Here is a 17,943-nt window from a genome sequence, read left to right as displayed (position 1 = left end):
GTAGTTTTCATTGCTTTTTCTATCTCAATTGGAATTGCAAATATATTATTTTTTTTTAATAAAACATATAAAAACGAAAAAATAATGTACCCAATCACTCATAAGCGGTAATATTCGTCAAAATCAATCTGTCAAACAAATGCTTTCAAAAAGGGTGATTGAGTTTGTAAACAAATTCATCTAAATGTGTATATAAATATTTTTTATTGATTTTGTGATAGTTACAAAACAAATTTGGGTTAGCATTACTGATACCAACGAGTTCGTAACGCTTCAAACTCAACCATTTTTGAATTTGGCTTTGTTGAATCACTTCATTAGGTTTCTTTTATTGACGACCTATGGTTAGTTGTTTGATGATTAGCAGAAAAAATGGATGACAAATCAAATTTTATTTTAAATTCTCTTTTTTCAATGTTCAAATCTTCATCAAAGTTTAAAGCTTTGACAGAGATACCAACCAAAATTACTCTTCAAATTATCTCAAAACACCTTCTATCAGAATAGTTTGAAAATCAAATCAATAACCAGTGTCATTAACATCATAAAACCAACAGTCAAGTTGAAAGCCGTGCTGAACAGAAAGCCCACCAGTGCTCCTTTTACCGAGTTTACGGCTTTTGTAAGGTCGGTGTTATTGTCAATTAGTTCGCCAATGAAAACCCCGATGAACATACCGATTAAAAATCCCAACGGAAGCGGAATAAAAAAGCCTACCAACATCCCCACTACCCCACCAAGATTGCCCCAGCGCGTACTGCCATACCTTTTAGCCACACGAATCGGGATAAAGTAGCCCAAAACGATGGAAAGCAAGGTTAGCATAGAAAAAATCCAAAGGTAAGTGGGTGAAAAGTGAGTCCCAATGCCAAAAAATTTATACAAAAACAAACCCAAAAGTGATACGGCAAGCCCCGGAAGCCCCGGCAAAATAGTCCCCACTATTCCAAGAAGAATCAGCAGAAAACTCACAATAGTTAGAAATAGTTCCATAGCATTATTTTTTTGCGGCAAAAGTATAAAACTATTTGAAATAATTCGTAATTTTGTGGCATTGATGTGCCAATTTTATGCAACTAATCTTTTCATCAATCTGTTAGTAAAAATAAATCATATGAAACATATTATTTTAACTTTTGCCCTATTTTATGGTTTGTGTGCCTATTCACAGGCATTTAAGGTGATGACCTTTAATATTCGGCTTGATAATAAGGAAGATAAAGAAAATTCGTGGACGGACGGCAACCGAAAAGAACGTTTGCGACAGCTTCTCGATGATGAAAAACCGGCTATTTTGGGTGTGCAAGAAGCTCTGCATCATCAAATGCGTTATCTGGAAACACATTTCCCACAGTACGAGCGTGTTGGTGTGGGACGTGATGATGGCAAAGAAGCCGGCGAATACGTGGCACTTTATTTTGATAAGGTGCTTTTTAAACGAATTGATAGCGGACACTTTTGGTTGTCGCAAACGCCCGACATTCCGTCAAAAGGTTGGGACGGAAAGTGTTGCAACCGTATTACCACTTGGGTAAAACTGCAATACAAAAATAAAAAATTCTTTGTGTTCAATACGCATTTTGACCACGAAGGCATCGTAGCTCAAAAAGAGAGTGCCGTGCTGATTCTGAAAAAAATAAAAGAACTTACAAAGGATGAAAATGCCGAAGTAATTGTAATGGGCGACTTTAACATCACCCCTGACAATGAAGGAATTAAAACAATTAAGAAGACATTAACCGATACCTACACTGCGTATGAAGGAATCCCCTCAGGCACGTTTACGGCGTTTAAATTAGAACAAGAACCCGAAGGTCGGATTGATTTCATTTTTATCTCAAAGGGTTTGAAATCGGTTTCGTATCATATTATCGACCGAAAAATCGATGGACTTTACCCTTCCGACCATTTTCCGGTAAGCACGCTGATTGATTTTAACTAACGGAATGTTTGACTGTTAGCTTACGTGAGTCGGTATCCGTCCATTCAAAATCCAAAATACAGTACCTATCGGGAAGATAATCGCTCACCCGTTCAGCCCATTCAATAAAACACCAATTGCCCGAATAAAGATATTCCTCAAAACCAATATCAAAGGCTTCCTCTTGGTGTTTAATTCGGTAGAAATCAAAATGATAAATGATAACATCATCATTTTCATACTGATTTACCAAACCAAAAGTAGGGCTTGACACGGCATCATCAACACCGAGCGCACGTACAAGAGCTTTGATAAACGTAGTTTTTCCCATCCCCATACTTCCTTGAAAAACAATTACTTTTTCAGTAAGTAACGGAATGATTTTTGCCGCAACATCATTTATTTGCGATAAAGAATAGTTGATTTCCATAGTTTAATTTTCGTTCCAAATTTGCCAAGCCTTTTCAGCTTGCAGTTCCAACATTTTTTGTCCGTTCACGCCGGTAGCTCCCTGTTTTTCACCTTTTTGTAGAAATAAGGTTCGCTGCGGATTGTAAATCAAATCATACAGCAGGTGTTTCGGTGTCAAAGCCTCGTAAGCAATGGGCGGACAGGCATCAACATCCGGAAAAGTACCCAACGGTGTACAATTGATAATCAGAGTATAATCGGTGATAATATCGGAAGTAAGGTCAGTATATGCAAACTGACCCTTTGAAGGATTTCTGGACACCAACACAAAAGCTATACCCAATTTTTGAAGGGCAAAAGCAACCGCATTTGATGCCCCTCCGGTGCCTAAAATCAGTGCTTTGGTGTGATGCGCCTTCAAAAAAGGTTGCAACGATTGTAAAAAACCGTAATAATCCGTGTTGTAACCTATCATTCCGTAAGACGTACATTTAATGGTATTTACCGCACCGATTTGCAAAGCGGTTTCATCAACTTGGTGCAACATCGGTATGATGGCTTTTTTATACGGAATGGTTACGTTCATTCCGCACAGGTTTGGATTTTCGTGCAATTTAAAAGGCAGGTCGTCAAGTGACTGCAAATCAAAATTGACATATTCAGCATCGGTAATCAATTCATTTTTAAACTTTTCGGAAAAATATTGTTTTGAAAATGAATACGAAATATTTTTCCCGAGCAGAGCAAAAAGGCGTTTCATATTGTTTGTTGGGTGTTTTAGGTTCGTTTGAGTTTTCCTGCCCACTTTTCAAGTCCGTACAAAAGGAAAAAACCGGTCAGTGCCAACAAAACGGAAGTCAGTAGTTGCGGGTCGGCTCCGTTTATGCTTTCAAAAGTGGTCGGAAGCACGCTTTTTTCCCACACGGGAATGGGCTCACCGTGTGAATTTTCGCCCCAGCGAAGTACTTCTTTCCAAGGCCAAACCTTGTTTAATGACCCCATTACAAATCCCGTAAGCCCCGCTATGGTGGTGTTTCGGTAATGATTAAAAAGCCATTTAAGAGCCTTTGAAAAGGTGAGCAACCCCACGACGGCACCCGAAATAAAAGCGGCAATAACTTTCAAATCCCACTGCCCCAGCGCTCCGAGCACCGTGTGATATGAGCCCAGAAGCACCAAAATAAACGCCCCCGAGATGCCCGGCAAAATCATTGCGCAAACCGCCAAAGCCCCTGAAAAAAAGATGTATATCAGTCCGCTATGGCTTCCCAAAGGTGGCACGGTGGTTATCGTATAAGCAACAATGCACGAAAAAATGGTGGCTAAAATAGTACCGAGATTCCATTTTTGAACATCTTTTGCCAAAAATAAAATACTGGCAATCATCAGCCCGAAAAAGAACGACCATACGCCAATGGGCTGGTTTTCCAAAAGCCATTTTACGCCCTTTGCCAACGACAAAATACTGATACCTATACCCGAAAACAAAGCAAGGAAAAAATTGCCGTTAATGTGTTTCCAAAAAGAGGTAACCCCTTCATTTTTAAGGATTTTCAAGGCATTTAAATTCACCCTACTGATGGAATCAATCAATTCTTCGTAAATTCCGGAAATGAAAGCGATGGTTCCGCCTGAAACACCGGGAACCACATCTGCTGCCCCCATTGCCATTCCTTTTAACGAAACCAAAACGTAATCCAAAAAATTTCTGTGCATTTGTTATTTTTTTTTATCTGAATTTCTAAAAAATGGAAGAAAAAACAAACGTGAAAAACGTCTTTTTTTGCCGGCAAATGTAGGTAAAATAACCATATGAAAAAATTATTTTGCAATCAATATGACGGAGTTCAAAAAAAATTGCTTTATTTGCAGATTATTTACTAACTGAAAAACAAACAATGACACTTATCAGAGAAAAATTAGAATTGCCCAACGGCGGAAAAAAATTGCTTTTGCACTCGTGCTGTGCCCCTTGTTCGGGTGAGGTTATGGAAGTCATAACTGCCTCAGGAATAGAATATACCATATTTTTCTACAATCCGAATATTCATCCCAAAAAGGAGTACGAAATCCGTAAAGAGGAAAATATCCGCTATGCCGAAAAGTTGGGCGTACCTATCATTGACGCTGATTATGACGTAGATAACTGGTATGAACGCGCCCGAGGAATGGAAAACGAACCCGAGCGGGGCATTCGTTGCACAATGTGTTTTGATATGCGTTTTGACCGCACCGCTTTGTATGCCTATGAGAATGGTTTCGACACGATTACCAGTTCGTTGGGCATTTCGCGTTGGAAAAATTTCGACCAAATTAACGATTGCGGTTTGCGAGCCGCCGACAAATACGAAGGTATTACCTACTGGACGCACAACTGGCGTAAAAAAGGCGGTTCTGCCCGTATGCTCGAAATCAGCAAGCGGGAAGAATTTTATATGCAGGAATATTGCGGTTGTGCCTATTCGCTTCGCGACACCAACAAATGGCGACTTGAAAACGGACGGGAGCGTATCAAAATCGGTGAAAAATATTATAGTTTTGACGATAAATAATCGGTTTTTATGAGCAAATCGGAACTTAAACAAGCCATTATTGATTTTGAGGACGGAAAAACTTCTGCCGATGAAACGCTGCATAAAATAAAGCAAATCAGCCGACAAGAGATTGATTTACAGCGATTGGAAAATTATTGGCAAGCGATTTCATTAAACGATTTTTGTGATGAATTGCTCAGCCAACCTATTGAAAATTGGCAGGAAATTACGGATAATCAGGCTTTAATGCTTATTGACGAAATTCTTGAAAATATAGATAGCGATGTCATTATCAACCGAAATTCGGAGGCTTTGGAGAAAAAATACACTAAAGAGGACGGCTTTGTAACCGAATTGATTTTCGGTTTGGATATGGATAACCCAACGGAAATTTTAAAAGAACTTAAAAAAGACACCATTTTACATTTATAAAACTATGACAACTCATTTTTTAACCCCCGAGCAAATCCTTGAAGGACAAATATTGCTGATTGACAAGCCCTTGCATTGGTCTTCCTTTCAGGCGGTTAATAAAATCAAGTGGTCTATCATCAAAAATTACAAACTCAAAAAGGTAAAAATCGGTCACGCCGGAACGCTCGACCCGTTGGCATCGGGTTTGTTGGTTATCTGCACAGGGAAGTTCACCAAGAAAATCACTGATTTTCAAGATGCCGTAAAAACCTACACCGGAACCATTCGCCTCGGAGCCACCACCGCTTCGTACGATTTGGAAACGGAAATTGAGCAAACCTTCCCCACGGCACACATTACGCCCGAGTTGATTGCACAAGTGAAAGAGCAATTCATCGGGGAAATTGAACAAACACCGCCCGTTTTCTCGGCTATCAAAAAGCAAGGAAAACGCCTGTACGAACTGGCACGCGAGGGCGAGGAAACCATTGAAGTACCCAAACGAATCATCACCATCAAGCGGTTTGATATTGACACAAGTCGCTTTCCGGATATTGATTTTGAGGTGGTTTGCAGTAAAGGTACGTACATCAGGTCATTGGCGAATGATTTAGGGAAAGCCTTACAAAGCGGAGCCCATTTAACCGCACTACGACGCATCCAAATCGGCGATTTTTCAGTGGAAAACGCCCTTTCGCCCGATGATTTCATTGAACAAAACATTCCAAATTATAGAAAAAAATGAAAACCCTTAATGAACTTTATGAAGGCAGACACACCAAAGAGGTTGTCATTAGTGAGCGAAAAACCTTAAACGACCTTTTTGAAGCGCAAGCCAAAGAAAAAGAAAATGCAAAAAAAGAAAAAAAAACATCACCCACTCAACCTGTAAAAAGAGTGGTTTATACCAAAAAGAAAACCCGAAAAAAATCGGGAATTTGGTATGAAATAGAGGCTTTTTTTCTGTCATTCACCAATGCCGAAAAAGCAATAACCGTAACCTTGTTCATTATGTTTTGTTTAGTTATTGCGATGCTTGCCGTGCAACTTCACAATCGGGAAAAAGAAATTATGATTGAGATGAGCCACATTGATGACCTTCCACCGGAAGACATCAAAAACGACCCAAAAGAACTCGAAGAGCCTACGAAAACACAAAATAATAAAGTGACGTTAAGCGCTTATAATGAATCGGATATGAAATTACAACACTCCGAAGAGGCTTTCAAAACACTTGATGAAATTTTGGAAGAACGTGAAATGCAAGAAGCTAATAGCGAACTACTTACATCAAACAGCCCAAAAAGTGATTTGGTGTTACCGACTGAAATGCTTGACAAGGAGCAAAAATTAAAAAAACAAGAAGACGTTGTCAATAAAAATGCTCTGGTTAAATATTCCTTGACAGACAGAACATTACGGGGTGAGCTTCCCAACCCGATTTTTACCTGCGAACGCTATGGTAAAGTGGTGGTAATCATCAAGGTAAATGAAAACGGGTATGTCATTGAAGCTACTATTGACAAAGCCAATTCCACCACTTCTGACGGTTGTATGCTTGACAACGCACTCAAATATGCACAACAAACGCAATTTAACGTTGCCTCCGGACGGGGTGTGCAGGTAGGCAGCATCACATATTCGTTCCAACAAAAAAGATAATTTTGTATGAAATCTGTTTTTTTAGCAATTATTTTCGCTTTTTTATTACTTTCTTGCAACGGAGCAGGAACGCAAAAAAAAGAAAAATTTTCTATTAGTATCAATCCAAAGCAGAAAGAATATAAACTTGGTGATTCCGTTGATTTTGACATATCTAAAAATAATTTTGGAGAAGAAATCACACAAGTAATCTATCGCATCGGAAAAACTGAAATCCGAAAAGAAACCTCAAATTTTGCGCTAAAAAACGTGAAATTAGGCAAGCAAATTTTAGAAGCCGAAGTAACAACCCAAAGCGGAAAAGTGCATACCTTGCAAAAAGAAATTACCATTTTGGCACAAAATCCGCCTAAAATTTATACATACAAAATTTTAAATGAATATCCGCACGACACAAGTTCATACACGCAAGGACTTGAATTCGTAGGCGATACACTTTTAGAAAGCACCGGCCAGTACGGAAAATCTTTCTTAAAAAAATGGAACGTTTTTACGAGCGAAGTGTACAAGAAAATTGATTTAAATCCGCAATTTTTTGGTGAGGGCGTTACTTTTTTAAACGGAAAAATCATTCAGCTAACGTGGCGTGAAAACATCGGATTGATTTATGACACAAATCTGACCAAAACAGCAACTTTCAATTACAAAAACAGCAAAGAAGGCTGGGGAATTTGCCACGACGGACACCAATTATACAAAAGTGACGGCACCGAAAAAATCTGGATTTTAAACTCGCAAACCTTTCAAGAAGAAGACTTTATACAGTTATGTACCGATAAATCAGTTTTTTCTAATGCAAATGAATTGGAGTGGGTAAACGGCAAAATTTATGCAAATACCTACCAAAAAGACGGTATTATGATTATCAACCCCGAAAATGGCGCCATTGAAGGAATTGTTGATGTCCGTGGCTTGAAAGAAAAAGTGGAGCAAATTATTGATTTAGATGTACTTAACGGAATTGCATATCACCCTGTCAGAAAAACATTTTTCATCACGGGTAAAAATTGGAGCAAAATTTTTGAAGTGGTTTTTGTAGAAAAATAAAACGATTTGATTGTCGTTTTCTAACAAAAAAATACTCTTTTTGTCATTTTATTTGTAAAAATTTGGTAAATCAATAAAAATAATGTACTTTTAGCCCTATGAAATGGACACTTGACTTAGAAGAAGAAAACAAAGCCATTGCACGCGAGTACAAAGAGCTTTTAAAGATTAGTTATCAAACACTTACCGAAGACGACAAAAAACTGATTCGTTTGGCGTTTGACACAGCTGTTGATGCGCACAAAGAACAACGGCGAAAAAGTGGCGAACCTTACATCCTTCACCCCATTGCCGTTGCCAAAATCGTGGCGTCGCAGATTGGGCTGGACGCTGTTTCCATTGCAGCTGCCCTGCTTCACGATGTGGTGGAAGACACCGAGTACACCGTTGAGGATATGGAACGCCTTTTCGGCAAAACGGTGGCGCACATTGTTGAAGGGCTTACCAAAATTTCACATCTCAGTCGTGAAAATGACATTTCATTGCAAGCCGAAAATTTTAGAAAGTTACTTCTGACAATGAATGATGACGTGCGCGTTATCATCATCAAAATTGCTGACCGCCTGCACAATATGCAGACAATGGATGCGATGGCTGAACATAAACAAGCTAAAATCGCTTCCGAAACCTTGTATATTTACGCCCCGTTGGCTCACCGCATCGGGCTTTACAACATTAAAACCGAACTGGAAGATTTAGGCTTGAAGTACACAGACTCGGAATATTACTACAATATTTTGAGCAAAATGGAAGAATCAAAAGAAGAGCAAAAATCTTACATTGAGTCGTTTACCAAAATAATCGAATCATCATTAAATCAGCAAAAAATCGATTATTACATCAAAGGTCGCCCCAAATCTATTTATTCCATTTACAAAAAAATGGAGGCACAAGGCGTTACTTTTGAAGAAATATACGACAAATTCGCCATACGGATTATCTATAAAAGTGAACCTGAGGAGGAAAAATTTCTGGCTTGGAAAATTTATTCCATCGTTACAGACCATTTTCGCCCGAATCCCACACGCCTTCGCGACTGGATATCCGCACCAAAATCAACGGGTTACGAAGCCTTGCACATCACCGTAATGGGACCAAAAGGGCGCTGGGTAGAAGTGCAAATCCGTAGTGAACGTATGCACGAAATTGCCGAAAAAGGCTATGCTGCCCATTTTAAATACAAACACGGCAATCAAGAAGAAGCCGGTATTGAATTATGGCTCAACCGATTACAAGAGGTTTTGGAAAGCAGTGAAGGCAATGCCGTTGATTTTGTTGAAGATTTCAAACTGAATTTGTACGCCAAAGAAATTTTTGTGTTTACGCCCAATGGCGAGATAAAATCATTGCCAAAAGGCGCTACACCACTTGACTTTGCTTTTTATATTCACACAGGCATAGGAATGAAAACGCGCGGCGCGAAGGTCAATAACAAATTAGTACCGTTGAGCCACGTTTTGCGCAGTGGCGACCAAGTGGAAATCATCACTTCCGAAAATGCCAAACCCAACAAAAACTGGCTGAACTATGCCACCACCGCCAAGGCGCGTAGCAAAATCAAAAATGCACTAAAAGAGGAAGTGAAAATCGTGGCTGCCGAAGGGAAAGAACTCTTGCAACGCAAACTCAAACAACTTAAAGTCACTTTAACAGAAGATGTTGTAAATGAATTGGTTAGTTATTTCAAAACCAAAACCAGCCTTGATGTGTTTTATCAAGCAGGAACGGGCGAAATTACCAACCAAATGTTGCGCGATTTTGCCTCAAAACGCTCTTCGATTTTTAACTTTTTCAAAAGTAAAATTTCATCGAAAAAAGCAGTTGATGAAACTCCGCAAGACCCACACGAACATTACGACAGCATTGTTTTTGGTAAGGAAGAAGAATCATTGGATTACACTTTTGCCAAATGTTGTACCCCCATTCCGGACGACCCTATTTTCGGGTTTGTAACTATAAATGAAGGCGTTAAGGTGCACAAAAAAAACTGCCCGAATGCCATTTCAATGCAATCGAACTACGCCTATCGTATTATGCCCGCCAAATGGGTAAAATCAGAAGAACAGGAGTTTAAAGTAGCGGTGTGCATCAGCGGATTGGATCGTGATGGTTTGGTGGGTGATATTTCACGTGTTATTTCCGAAAATAAATTCGTAAAACTAACCAATATAAACATTGATACTGAAGGAAATATGTTCAACGGAAAGGTTTCCATAACCGTGAATAACAACGCTACGCTAAAACAATTAATGCAAGATTTGAAAAATTTAAAAGGAATTGACAAAGTAAACCGATTGTAAAAAAATGCGGAAATTAGCCAATAACGAATTACAACGTCTTGACATAGCGTCATTTAAAACAGCCTCAAAAACACCGCTCATTGTCATTTTGGATAATGTACGGAGTTTGAACAACATAGGTTCGGTTTTCAGAACTTCGGACGCGTTTTTGATTGAAAAAATTTTCCTTTGCGGCATCACGGCAACGCCTCCAAACAAAGAAATTCACAAAACGGCTTTGGGCGCTACCGAAAGTGTCGATTGGGAATATGCCGAAAGCACCATCTCCGTAGTTCACAGACTGCAAGCTGAAAATGTGAAAGTTATAAGCATTGAACAAGCCGAAAAAGCGGTAATGCTTAACACATTTCAGCCCGAGCCGCAGCAAAAGTACGCCATTATTTTCGGCAATGAAGTAAAAGGCGTGGAGCAAGAAGTGGTTTCCGCCTCTGATGGCGTTATCGAAATTCCGCAGTACGGAACCAAACACTCATTGAACATTTCCGTTAGTGCGGGAATTGTGATTTGGGCTCTTTGGCAGAAGATGAATCCGTAAGCGTTTGCCCAAAATGGTTCTAAAAATTTAGTTAATAATTTTTTAAGCCCATAAAATTTGAATAGTTTTGCACCCAAATTTATATAAAAAATGACAGATATCACCCTTTCAATACAACCGACGAACAATCCGGATATTATCAAATTAGAAACATCAAAAGCCTTAGTAAAAGGAAGTTATGAATTTAAAAATATTGATGAAGCCAAAAATTCACCTTTGGCACAACAGCTTTTTTATCTTCCTTTTATAAAAACGGTTTATATTTCAAGTAACTTCATTGCCTTAAAGCGCTTCCCGATTGTGGAATGGGCTGATGTTCAGCAAGAAGTAGCCGAACAAATTTTAACGTATTTAAAATCAGGAAGCGATATCGTTACCACCGAAGAAACCAAGCAAAAATTGCCTGTTACCATTTATGCCGAGAGCACCCCAAACCCAACCGTAATGAAGTTTGTGGCTAATAAACAATTGGTTAATGGCATTTTTGAGTACAAAACCGTTGAACAGGCTCAAAACGCTCCACTGGCAAAAACGCTACTCGGTTTTCCGTTTGTGAAAGAAGTTTTTTTTGATGAAAATTACATTTCAATTACCAAACACCCCAATTCAAACTGGAATGACATCACGATGACCTTGCGGGAATTTATCCGTAACTATCTGGTAGAAGGTAATGTAGTGGTTTCTTCGTCTGAAATTCAAAAACAAAAAGACGCATACGAAAAAGAGCAATTTACCATCACTACCGACATTACCTCGCAAAAAATCGTGGCAGTGCTTAATGAGTACGTGAAACCGGCGGTGGCTTCCGATGGCGGAAATATCGAATTTATTTCGTATAATAAAGACAATCACGAAGTTAAAGTGATTTTACAGGGTGCGTGTAGTGGCTGCCCGTCTTCAACCATAACGCTGAAAAACGGCATTGAAACCCTGTTGAAAGAACAACTCGGCAATCCTGAAATTCGGGTTGTTGCCATAAATCAATAATCGTAAGATAAAAATCATTGCTGATAATCAACAAAATACGAAACTTAAACACCGCTGAGCAAATTATTTTGCTCAACACGGTACTTTTCGTATTGGTTTATTTTGGCGGTTTTTTGGGTCAATATTCTCATTATCAGATTAATGAATGGGTAGGTTTGCCACAAAGTTTTGACGTTTTTTTGCAAAAACCTTGGACACTTTTCACCTATGCTTTTTTTCACGCAAGTTTTCAACATTTATTCTGGAATATGCTCTTCTTGTTTTTTATGGGACGGATTTTTTTCAATCTGTTCAACAAAAAACAGTTTTTCAGGGTTTATACCTTCGGGATTGTATTCAGCGGAATTTCATTTTTACTGACCGAATTGCTTTTTCCAAACCTTTTTGACAACTCCATTTTATTGGGCGCGTCAGGGGCAATTATGGCAGTGTTGCTTTTCATTTGTGTTATCGTTCCGAATTATAGGGTTTACGTGTTGGCTTCGGTCCGGGTAAAACTATGGATTCTGGCAATGCTGCTCATTTTGTTTGATTTAAGCCAAATTTCATCAAATTCCGGCGGAAAAGTGGCGCATTTGGGTGGCGCTGCCATAGGCTATTTTATGGGCGTACTCGCTCAAAGCCCCATACGAAAAAGAAAGAAAACAAAATCTGTTTTAACAAAAAATAACACTCCTGAAATACCGGTAAAACCTAGCAAACCAAAAGACAATCTGAGTGAAAAACAAAAGCTGCAACAACATAAGGTGAATATCATTTTAGATAAAATCAGCACAAGCGGATACACAAGCCTCACTGACGAAGAAAAAAAATTTTTGTTTGAAGCCAGCAAGGATATGAACGGCTAATTTTTTCTTCGTGCCTCAATAAGCCTGATAATTTTTTCAGGACAACGCGTTGGTCGCCACGTTTTTTTATCAACAAAAACCAAGGTAGTATTTGCTGTTGAAATCACCTCTTTACTTTCGTTAATAAGCTCATAATCAAACTCAATTTTGCTTGATGTAATGTTTTTTAGTTTGGTTCTGACGGTGATGAGTTCATCGTAAAAAGCAGGTTTTTTATAATTGAGTTGTAAGGACACCACGGGCAACATAATCCCCTCCTGTTCCATTTCTTTGTATGAAACGCCAAGCCACCTGAGCCACTCAACACGTCCCAATTCCAAGTACTGCGGGTAATTTCCGTAATAAACAACACCCATTTGGTCCGTTTCGGCATAACGGGTTCGTACGATATGGTCAAAATACAATTCTTTCATAATCAGCACTATTATTTTAATTAACAAAGTTTAACTTTTCGCTCTTGTAAAAAAAAAATGAAAAAAACAAGAGGTAAACAATTTTTTTTATCGAAAATTTATTCACATTTTTGCTTTCTCAAAAGCAGGCATTGTTGCCATTGTGTAAGTATCGCAAAATTAGGGCTTTTTCTGAAAATCGCAATAAAAATAACGAATATTTACTTTAATTTAATCAAGTGTAAAACTTTAACAATGAAAAATTCAGCTGAAAAAGTTTGGAGTAGTTGCCTCGAATTTATCAAGGACAATATTGAAGAGCAGCCGTTTAATACGTGGTTTGCTCCTATTATTCCTGTTGATTTAGAGAACAGCACTTTGAAAATTAAAGTGCCAAGTCGTTTTTTTTACGAATGGCTTGAAGAAAACTACATTCCGTTGTTAAGGTCGGCTTTGAATTTCACATTGGGGACAAATTCAAAACTTACCTATATTATTGACACTTCGGTAAAAGAGCAGTTTCCGAGTACAAACCGTCCTGAGCTTGCCAAACAATCACTGACAATCCCTATTCAAAATAAAAGTCCCGAACTTAAAAATCCGTTCGTGATTCCGGGTATTCGCGAAATCACGATTGACCCACAACTGAATCTAAATCAGAACTTTGATAATTTTGTTGAAGGTGCATCAAACCGTTTAGCACGCTCTGCCGGAATTGCCGTTGCCAATAAACCCGGCGGAACTTCATTCAACCCATTGTTTATTTTTGGCGGTGTGGGACTTGGAAAAACACACTTGGCTCACGCTATCGGGGTGGAAATCAAGGAGAAACACCCCAAAAAGAAAGTGTTATACGTTTCTGCCGAAAAATTTACGCAACAATTTGTAAGTGCCACAACCTCGAAGGATAAGAACACATTAAATGATTTTATCCACTTTTATCAGTTAATTGACATTTTGATTGTTGATGACATTCAGTTTTTAGCCGGAAAAACCAAAACACAAGATGCTTTTTTCCATATTTTCAATCACTTACATCAAAATAACAGACAGGTAATTTTAACCTCAGACAAAGCCCCCGTGGATATGCAGGAAATTGAGCAGCGTTTGCTTTCCCGTTTCAAGTGGGGACTTTCAGCAGAATTGCAAACACCTGATTATGAAACGCGTTACAAAATTTTGAAAAATAAATTTTACAACGACGGTGCCGATGTTAGTGATGAAGTTATTGCTTACCTTGCTGAAAATATTCGCACCAATGTACGTGAATTAGAAGGGGTTAGCAATTCGCTTATCGCACAAGCGGCATTCAACCGAAAGGAATATTCCATTGAGCTGGCGCAGAGCATTATTGAAAAATCGGTTAAAAATCACCGAAAAGAAATCACCATTGACCATATTCAGCAAATCATAGCCGATTATTTTCAAGTGGATTTAGAAGCTTTGCAATCCAAAACCCGCAAACGCAACATTGTGCAGGCAAGGCAATTAGCGATGTTTTTTGCCAAAAAATACACTAAAAGTTCACTGACAACCATCGGTTCACAAATTGGGCAACGCGACCACGCCACCGTGCTTCACGCTTGTAAAACGGTTGAAAATTTGGCTGAAACCGACCGTGAATTTAAAAAATATGTAGATGATTTAACGTTAAAATTTTCAAACTAATAAAAAAAAATCCTGAAAAGTAGTTTTCAGGATTTTTTTTATTGATGCCCTCCGTATTTTTTCAAAAAATGGGTTATTCAAATATTTTTTGAATATTTTTATATGATTTTTTTATCAGTTCTTTCACTTCTTCTTCACTTTTCCAGCCGACTTGCTCAATTCCTTCTTCTTTTTGTGCTTTGAGCGAGCCTTTATATTTGGTTTTCATATCATACCAATAGGTTTCTTTCAAAACATATTGCCCATCTTGCTTAAAAATATGGTAGGTTTTAGTTTTGAAACGTATCAAACGCAATTTCCTTACGCCGGTTTCTTCTTCCACTTCGCGCAAAGCACACACGGCAATGTTTTCTCCTTTTTCCTTTTTCCCTTTTGGAATATCCCATTTACCACGCCTTTTTATCATCAGCATTTCGCCTTTTGAATTGATGACAATCCCGCCCCCCGCCTTAATCACGGGTAGTTTTTTCTTAAATTTTTTCAGTAATTTTTCTTCCTTTGGGTGGTACAGATAAAGTTTCTGAACGTCTTTTTTATTCAGTTGTGAGATGATAAAATCAATTGAAACATCTTTTAGGCGAAAATATTTGATATTGTTAATATTTTCCCCTACATTTGTCAAAATAATTGATTTATCATTAAAAAAAATTTCATACATAATAAAATGATTTTAGATAGTACAATAGCTCAAAAAACAGCCGACTTTTTGTTGCAAATAAAAGCAATTAAATTGAATTCTGAAAATTCTTTTACGTGGGCTTCGGGTTGGAAATCGCCAATTTATTGTGACAATCGCATAATACTCTCATACCCAGAGGTTCGAGATTTTGTCGCTTCAGCAATGGCTCAACAAATTAATGAAAAATATCCTACTGCCGAGGTGGTTGCCGGCGTGGCTACGGGGGCTATCGGCATCGGAATGCTGGTTGCCAACAAGCTCAACTTACCTTTTATTTACGTGCGCCCCGAACCCAAAAAACACGGCAGACAAAATCAAGTAGAAGGACTTTTACAGCCCAAACAGAACGTCATCGTTATTGAAGACCTCATCAGCACCGGAATGAGCAGCCTAAATGCAGTTAAAGCACTGAAAGACAATCAAGCTAATGTTCTGGGAATGATAGCTATTTTCTCTTACGGATTTGATGTTGCCCACACCAATTTTTCGGTTGAAAAAATAAATCTGCATACATTAAGCAACTATGAAAACTTATTGACCAAAGCCTTAGAAGTGGGATACATCAATGAAAATGAATTGGATACCCTCAAAGAATGGCGCCAAAATCCGTCACAATGGAAACAATAAACCAAATCAATTAAAAATATACATAATGAAATTAGAAAGCTCAAAAGTAATCGTTACCAAAAGGCAGGAAGCCTTATTTTCAGCATTGGAAAAAGTGGAAAATTTTGAAAAATTAATGCCCGACTCCATCAGTAAATTTCAGATAATCAATGAAAATTCGTTTGTATTTGCCTTAAAAGGAATGCCTGAAATTGCTTTGGAAAAGAAAACTGCCTTGCCTCACTCACAAATCATATTTGGAGCAACGAGCGGTAAAATTCCGTTTTCATTAATCATAAACCTCTCACCAACAGGTGATAACCAGACACAAGTACAATTTTTATTTGAGGGCAGTTTCAACCCGATGATAGCGATGATGATAAAAAGTCCCATTGAGAAATTTATCGAAACCTTAGCCTCAAAATTGAACCAATTGTAACATATTCTTAAAATAGAAGTATCATAAATGCAGTTTGAATTATTACACACCGATACAACCACCAAAGCCCGCGCCGGAAAAATTACGACTCAACACGGCGTTATTGAAACGCCAATATTTATGCCCGTCGGGACGGTAGCTTCCGTGAAAGGCGTGCATCAGCGCGAACTCAAAGAAGACATTAATCCCGACATCATTCTGGGCAACACCTACCACCTCTATCTGCGCCCAAGCACACATATTTTAGAGCAAGCCGGCGGGCTTCACAAATTTATGAATTGGGAACGCAACATACTCACTGACAGCGGTGGATATCAGGTTTACTCACTATCGGCAACCCGAAAAATTAAAGAAGAAGGCGTTAAATTTAAAAGCCATATCGATGGGTCATACCATATTTTCACACCCGAAAACGTAATGGAAATTCAACGAAGCATCGGTGCTGACATCATTATGGCTTTTGACGAGTGTACCCCCTACCCTTGCGATTATAATTACGCCAAACGCTCATTGCAAATGACGCACCGCTGGCTTGACCGTTGTGTTAAACATTTGGAAAAAATCCCACCCAAATACGGCTACGAGCAGAGTTTATTCCCCATCGTGCAGGGCTCGGTTTACAAGGATTTACGCATACAATCAGCTGAATATATAGCCTCAAAAGGAGCCGATGGCAACGCCATTGGCGGGCTGTCAGTGGGTGAACCTGCCGAAGAAATGTATGCAATGACCGAAGTGGTTTGTGATATCCTTCCGAAAGATAAACCCCGTTATTTGATGGGTGTTGGCACGCCGATAAACATTTTGGAAAACATCGCTTTGGGAGTTGATATGTTTGATTGTGTGATGCCTACGCGCAATGCCCGCAACGGAATGCTTTTCACCGCGCAAGGTGTCATCAATATCAAAAATAAAAAATGGGAAAACGACTTCTCCCCCATTGACCCCGATGCCCATACCTACGTGGATACCTATTACACAAAGGCATATTTGCGACATTTGTTCGCCGCCAATGAGTTTTTAGGCAAACAAATCGCCTCTATTCATAATTTAGGCTTCTATCTGTGGCTTGTACGTGAAGCTCGCAAGCAAATTATGAGCGGGAATTTTGCCCAATGGAAAGAAAAAATGGTACGACAAATGGCAAACAGACTCTAATTTAGTCCATATCTCAACACAAAATGTAAGAAAATTGGTAATAAATTGCCAATTTTCTTACATTTTTTTATTCAAATAATCCTTGGTTTATTACTTCTTAAAGCTAAAATAATGTGAATCATACTAAAAAACACTATTTTTATCTATTAAAAATAGTATTTTTTTACAGAAAACAATAATTCACAACTCGATAAGTTATACATTGTTATAAAAAATTAGTATTTTACAAATAAAAAACTAAAATATTGAAGTCTAAACACAGATTTATAAACTATAAAAGTTATATAATGCTGTCAAAAATTAGTATCATCCAAATAAAAAACTAAAATATTGAGGTCTAAA

General features: G+C 38.4%; 20 protein-coding genes and 1 pseudogene. 14 read left to right on the top strand and 7 right to left on the bottom strand.

What is annotated here, in order from left to right:
* Window positions 1–145 precede the first annotated feature (145 nt).
* Window positions 146–259: pseudogene (locus Q4D72_RS07705) on the bottom strand (IS1595 family transposase); the annotation flags it as partial.
* Window positions 260–498: 239 nt separating this feature from the next.
* Window positions 499–993, bottom strand: coding sequence for a DUF456 domain-containing protein (locus Q4D72_RS07700; protein WP_303077200.1), 495 nt, complete (start codon window positions 991–993; stop codon window positions 499–501).
* A 121-nt stretch (window positions 994–1,114) separates the two neighbouring features.
* Here Q4D72_RS07700 and Q4D72_RS07695 point away from each other — a divergent pair, with 121 nt between their 5' ends.
* Entirely contained in the window at window positions 1,115–1,942 is an 828-nt protein-coding gene (locus Q4D72_RS07695) for an endonuclease/exonuclease/phosphatase family protein (RefSeq protein ID WP_303077199.1), read from the top strand.
* On the opposite strand, the gene tsaE is transcribed toward Q4D72_RS07695, so the two are convergent.
* The 3 genes from tsaE to Q4D72_RS07680 are packed head-to-tail and all read right to left on the bottom strand — an operon-like array spanning window position 1,935 to window position 4,048.
* Window positions 1,935–2,351, bottom strand: a complete 417-nt coding sequence (tsaE, locus tag Q4D72_RS07690; protein WP_303077198.1) for a tRNA (adenosine(37)-N6)-threonylcarbamoyltransferase complex ATPase subunit type 1 TsaE — start codon at window positions 2,349–2,351, stop codon at window positions 1,935–1,937. The two genes, Q4D72_RS07695 and tsaE, sit on opposite strands and share 8 nt — an antisense overlap.
* A gap of 3 nt (window positions 2,352–2,354) precedes the next feature.
* The gene (locus tag Q4D72_RS07685) at window positions 2,355–3,092 is read right to left on the bottom strand and encodes a shikimate dehydrogenase (RefSeq protein WP_303077197.1); all 738 of its coding nucleotides are present in this window, start codon (window positions 3,090–3,092) and stop codon (window positions 2,355–2,357) included.
* A 17-nt stretch (window positions 3,093–3,109) separates the two neighbouring features.
* Window positions 3,110–4,048, bottom strand: coding sequence for a DUF368 domain-containing protein (locus Q4D72_RS07680; protein ID WP_303077196.1), 939 nt, complete (start codon window positions 4,046–4,048; stop codon window positions 3,110–3,112).
* A gap of 182 nt (window positions 4,049–4,230) precedes the next feature.
* Here Q4D72_RS07680 and Q4D72_RS07675 point away from each other — a divergent pair, with 182 nt between their 5' ends.
* The 9 genes from Q4D72_RS07675 to Q4D72_RS07635 all read left to right on the top strand — a co-directional run bounded on the left by Q4D72_RS07675 (window position 4,231) and on the right by Q4D72_RS07635 (window position 12,659).
* Entirely contained in the window at window positions 4,231–4,884 is a 654-nt protein-coding gene (locus Q4D72_RS07675; RefSeq protein ID WP_303077195.1) for an epoxyqueuosine reductase QueH, read from the top strand.
* Between the two features lie 9 nt (window positions 4,885–4,893).
* The gene (locus tag Q4D72_RS07670) at window positions 4,894–5,298 is read left to right on the top strand and encodes a hypothetical protein (protein ID WP_303077193.1); all 405 of its coding nucleotides are present in this window, start codon (window positions 4,894–4,896) and stop codon (window positions 5,296–5,298) included.
* Window positions 5,299–5,302: 4 nt separating this feature from the next.
* Window positions 5,303–6,025 carry a tRNA pseudouridine(55) synthase TruB gene (gene truB, locus Q4D72_RS07665; protein WP_303077191.1) on the top strand — a complete coding sequence of 241 codons (723 nt, stop codon included), beginning with the start codon at window positions 5,303–5,305 and terminating at the stop codon, window positions 6,023–6,025.
* Complete coding sequence (locus Q4D72_RS07660) at window positions 6,022–6,942, top strand: hypothetical protein (protein WP_303077190.1); 921 nt, start codon at window positions 6,022–6,024, stop codon at window positions 6,940–6,942. The genes truB and Q4D72_RS07660 overlap by 4 nt, the downstream gene beginning before the upstream one ends.
* Window positions 6,943–6,948: 6 nt before the next feature.
* Window positions 6,949–7,989 (top strand): glutaminyl-peptide cyclotransferase, encoded by a 1,041-nt coding sequence (locus tag Q4D72_RS07655; RefSeq protein ID WP_303077188.1) that lies wholly within the window; start codon window positions 6,949–6,951, stop codon window positions 7,987–7,989.
* A 98-nt stretch (window positions 7,990–8,087) separates the two neighbouring features.
* Window positions 8,088–10,289, top strand: a complete 2,202-nt coding sequence (locus Q4D72_RS07650; protein WP_303077186.1) for a bifunctional (p)ppGpp synthetase/guanosine-3',5'-bis(diphosphate) 3'-pyrophosphohydrolase — start codon at window positions 8,088–8,090, stop codon at window positions 10,287–10,289.
* Window positions 10,290–10,293: 4 nt separating this feature from the next.
* A complete protein-coding gene (locus Q4D72_RS07645) occupies window positions 10,294–10,824 on the top strand; it encodes an RNA methyltransferase (RefSeq protein ID WP_303077184.1) in 531 nt (176 codons plus the stop codon).
* Between the two features lie 90 nt (window positions 10,825–10,914).
* The gene (locus tag Q4D72_RS07640; protein ID WP_303077182.1) at window positions 10,915–11,811 is read left to right on the top strand and encodes a NifU family protein; all 897 of its coding nucleotides are present in this window, start codon (window positions 10,915–10,917) and stop codon (window positions 11,809–11,811) included.
* 17 nt (window positions 11,812–11,828) lie between these two features.
* A complete protein-coding gene (locus Q4D72_RS07635) occupies window positions 11,829–12,659 on the top strand; it encodes a rhomboid family intramembrane serine protease (RefSeq protein ID WP_303077180.1) in 831 nt (276 codons plus the stop codon).
* Here Q4D72_RS07635 and Q4D72_RS07630 read toward each other — a convergent pair.
* Entirely contained in the window at window positions 12,656–13,072 is a 417-nt protein-coding gene (locus tag Q4D72_RS07630; RefSeq protein WP_303077178.1) for a thioesterase family protein, read from the bottom strand. The two genes, Q4D72_RS07635 and Q4D72_RS07630, sit on opposite strands and share 4 nt — an antisense overlap.
* 234 nt (window positions 13,073–13,306) lie before the next feature.
* On the opposite strand from Q4D72_RS07630, the gene dnaA reads away from it, so the two are divergent.
* Window positions 13,307–14,719: a chromosomal replication initiator protein DnaA gene (dnaA, locus tag Q4D72_RS07625; protein WP_303077176.1), complete on the top strand. Its 1,413-nt coding sequence runs from the start codon at window positions 13,307–13,309 to the stop codon at window positions 14,717–14,719.
* 73 nt (window positions 14,720–14,792) lie between these two features.
* Here the strand turns inward: dnaA and Q4D72_RS07620 are convergent, their stop codons facing one another.
* Window positions 14,793–15,377, bottom strand: a complete 585-nt coding sequence (locus Q4D72_RS07620) for an NUDIX hydrolase (RefSeq protein ID WP_303077174.1) — start codon at window positions 15,375–15,377, stop codon at window positions 14,793–14,795.
* 6 nt (window positions 15,378–15,383) lie between these two features.
* Here Q4D72_RS07620 and pyrE point away from each other — a divergent pair, with 6 nt between their 5' ends.
* Genes pyrE through tgt form a run of 3 tightly spaced genes read left to right on the top strand, consistent with a single transcriptional unit; the run spans window position 15,384 to window position 17,601 of the window.
* On the top strand, window positions 15,384–16,025 hold the full coding sequence (gene pyrE / locus Q4D72_RS07615) for an orotate phosphoribosyltransferase (RefSeq protein ID WP_303077172.1): 642 nt from the start codon (window positions 15,384–15,386) through the stop codon (window positions 16,023–16,025).
* A gap of 25 nt (window positions 16,026–16,050) precedes the next feature.
* The gene (locus Q4D72_RS07610; protein ID WP_303077170.1) at window positions 16,051–16,443 is read left to right on the top strand and encodes an SRPBCC family protein; all 393 of its coding nucleotides are present in this window, start codon (window positions 16,051–16,053) and stop codon (window positions 16,441–16,443) included.
* 27 nt (window positions 16,444–16,470) lie between these two features.
* Window positions 16,471–17,601, top strand: coding sequence for a tRNA guanosine(34) transglycosylase Tgt (gene tgt / locus Q4D72_RS07605; protein WP_303077168.1), 1,131 nt, complete (start codon window positions 16,471–16,473; stop codon window positions 17,599–17,601).
* The last annotated feature ends 342 nt before the right edge of the window (window positions 17,602–17,943 follow it).

The organism is Capnocytophaga sp., assembly GCF_030532915.1.
In the GTDB taxonomy this organism is placed as follows: domain Bacteria; phylum Bacteroidota; class Bacteroidia; order Flavobacteriales; family Flavobacteriaceae; genus Capnocytophaga.
This window is presented reverse-complemented; position numbering and strand designations above follow the sequence as displayed.

Excerpts from the sequence above, each read along its gene's own strand:
- Q4D72_RS07700 (WP_303077200.1), bottom strand. The coding sequence starts at position 993 with ATGGAACTATTTCTAACTATTGTGAGTTTTCTGCTGATTCTTCTTGGA.
- Q4D72_RS07695 (WP_303077199.1), top strand. The coding sequence starts at position 1,115 with ATGAAACATATTATTTTAACTTTTGCCCTATTTTATGGTTTGTGTGCC.
- tsaE (WP_303077198.1), bottom strand. The coding sequence starts at position 2,351 with ATGGAAATCAACTATTCTTTATCGCAAATAAATGATGTTGCGGCAAAA.
- Q4D72_RS07685 (WP_303077197.1), bottom strand. The coding sequence starts at position 3,092 with ATGAAACGCCTTTTTGCTCTGCTCGGGAAAAATATTTCGTATTCATTT.
- Q4D72_RS07680 (WP_303077196.1), bottom strand. The coding sequence starts at position 4,048 with ATGCACAGAAATTTTTTGGATTACGTTTTGGTTTCGTTAAAAGGAATG.
- Q4D72_RS07675 (WP_303077195.1), top strand. The coding sequence starts at position 4,231 with ATGACACTTATCAGAGAAAAATTAGAATTGCCCAACGGCGGAAAAAAA.
- Q4D72_RS07670 (WP_303077193.1), top strand. The coding sequence starts at position 4,894 with ATGAGCAAATCGGAACTTAAACAAGCCATTATTGATTTTGAGGACGGA.
- truB (WP_303077191.1), top strand. The coding sequence starts at position 5,303 with ATGACAACTCATTTTTTAACCCCCGAGCAAATCCTTGAAGGACAAATA.
- Q4D72_RS07660 (WP_303077190.1), top strand. The coding sequence starts at position 6,022 with ATGAAAACCCTTAATGAACTTTATGAAGGCAGACACACCAAAGAGGTT.
- Q4D72_RS07655 (WP_303077188.1), top strand. The coding sequence starts at position 6,949 with ATGAAATCTGTTTTTTTAGCAATTATTTTCGCTTTTTTATTACTTTCT.
- Q4D72_RS07650 (WP_303077186.1), top strand. The coding sequence starts at position 8,088 with ATGAAATGGACACTTGACTTAGAAGAAGAAAACAAAGCCATTGCACGC.
- Q4D72_RS07645 (WP_303077184.1), top strand. The coding sequence starts at position 10,294 with ATGCGGAAATTAGCCAATAACGAATTACAACGTCTTGACATAGCGTCA.
- Q4D72_RS07640 (WP_303077182.1), top strand. The coding sequence starts at position 10,915 with ATGACAGATATCACCCTTTCAATACAACCGACGAACAATCCGGATATT.
- Q4D72_RS07630 (WP_303077178.1), bottom strand. The coding sequence starts at position 13,072 with ATGAAAGAATTGTATTTTGACCATATCGTACGAACCCGTTATGCCGAA.
- dnaA (WP_303077176.1), top strand. The coding sequence starts at position 13,307 with ATGAAAAATTCAGCTGAAAAAGTTTGGAGTAGTTGCCTCGAATTTATC.
- Q4D72_RS07620 (WP_303077174.1), bottom strand. The coding sequence starts at position 15,377 with ATGTATGAAATTTTTTTTAATGATAAATCAATTATTTTGACAAATGTA.
- pyrE (WP_303077172.1), top strand. The coding sequence starts at position 15,384 with ATGATTTTAGATAGTACAATAGCTCAAAAAACAGCCGACTTTTTGTTG.
- Q4D72_RS07610 (WP_303077170.1), top strand. The coding sequence starts at position 16,051 with ATGAAATTAGAAAGCTCAAAAGTAATCGTTACCAAAAGGCAGGAAGCC.
- tgt (WP_303077168.1), top strand. The coding sequence starts at position 16,471 with ATGCAGTTTGAATTATTACACACCGATACAACCACCAAAGCCCGCGCC.